2 protein-coding genes are annotated in these 1,351 nt (G+C 57.3%); both read left to right on the top strand.

Features of this window, described 5'->3' with window-relative positions; genetic code table 11:
- The first annotated feature begins 34 nt into the window (after window positions 1-34).
- The gene (locus NKH13_RS35480) at window positions 35-505 is read left to right on the top strand and encodes a hypothetical protein (RefSeq protein ID WP_352722285.1); all 471 of its coding nucleotides are present in this window, start codon (window positions 35-37) and stop codon (window positions 503-505) included.
- 79 nt (window positions 506-584) lie between these two features.
- Window positions 585-1,351, top strand: a protein-coding gene (locus NKH13_RS35485) for an IS5 family transposase (protein ID WP_352824126.1) whose coding sequence is annotated in 2 segments (ribosomal slippage) — window positions 585-909 and window positions 909-1,351 — 768 coding nt in all. Because the reading frame shifts where the segments join, the coding sequence is not laid out codon by codon here.

Consider the following 1,351-nt stretch of genomic DNA (forward strand, 5'->3'; position numbering starts at 1 on the left):
CTAGGTCGTGAACCCATAAATGGGAATGAGGGAGATGGGTGAAAAGCGATCGTTGCGTCGTTTGACAGATCGCGCATATTGTCGAGGAATGACTGAACTCGCATTAGAACCCGGCGGTGGATTGAGAGGTCTTCCGATTGGATCGTCCAAAGGAAGCGTTCGGACATTTTTCGGTGGTAAGCACCAGCCGTTTAAGCGTACACCCGAAGGCAATCCGATAGATTATTGGGCGGATGCAGGCGTTTTTGCCTACTATGATTCCGACGAGCGCCTGGAGGCCTTGGAGTTTGCAAGCCCAAGCAACCCGACATTGAACGGATTGGCTCTTATCTCGGTATCGATGGGCGAAGCGACACAGATTCTCCAATCTCTCGACCCGAAGTTACGCTTGGAGCCGGATGGCGCAACCTCAACGCAGCTTGGTATAGGCGTTTGGTCCTCGACAGGCGAAGCCGATCAACCTGTGATGTCCGCGATAACATTCGGACCGGGCTACTACGATTAGGCTGTAGCGCTGAACGTCTGATTTTGATGGGTTTACCAACTCGCTTCCATATCGCGCGGGATTGTGATTCAGGCTCAATATGAGCCGATATGACCTGACCGACTTCGAGTGGCGCGTGATCGAACCGCTGTTACCCAACAAACCTAGAGGCGTGCCGCGCGTCGATGACCGACGCGTGTTAAACGGAATCTTCTGGGTGCTGCGCTCCGGTGCGCCATGGCGCGACCTGCCCGAGCGCTATGGGCCACGCACCACCTGCTACAACCGCTTCTCGCGTTGGCGAAAAGCAGGTGTTTGGGATCGGCTCATGGACGCCATCAGCGGAGCGCATGATGGTGAAATCCAGATGATCGACAGCACTTCCATTCGGGCGCACCAGCAGGCTGCGACGGCAAAAAGGGGGGCGCAGATAATTGTCTCGGTCGCAGCCGAGGTGGCCTCACGACCAAAATCCACGTCGTCGTCGACGCGCAAGGACTCCCGATCCGGCTCGGCCTGACGGCGGGACAAACGCACGATGGGCAGATCGCCGATCGATTGCTCGACCATCTCGGCCCGCGCATCATCGTCCTGGCCGACAAGGCCTACGATGCCGACCGTATCCGGGAGTTGATCCAGCAGCACGGTGCGACGCCCAACATTCCCGCCAAGCGGAACCGGAAGTGGAAACCTTGCTTCAGCAGGCGCCTCTATCGCGAGCGAAACCTGATCGAGCGCTTCTTCTCCAAGCTGAAACATTTCCGCCGTGTCGCTACACGGTACGACAAACTGGCAGCCAACTTCCTCGCCATGATCCAACTCGCCTCAATGCGACTGTGGCTTCGCGCTTATGAGTCTACGGCCTAG

This window comes from Mesorhizobium sp. M1348, assembly GCF_040317925.1.
GTDB lineage: Bacteria > Pseudomonadota > Alphaproteobacteria > Rhizobiales > Rhizobiaceae > Mesorhizobium.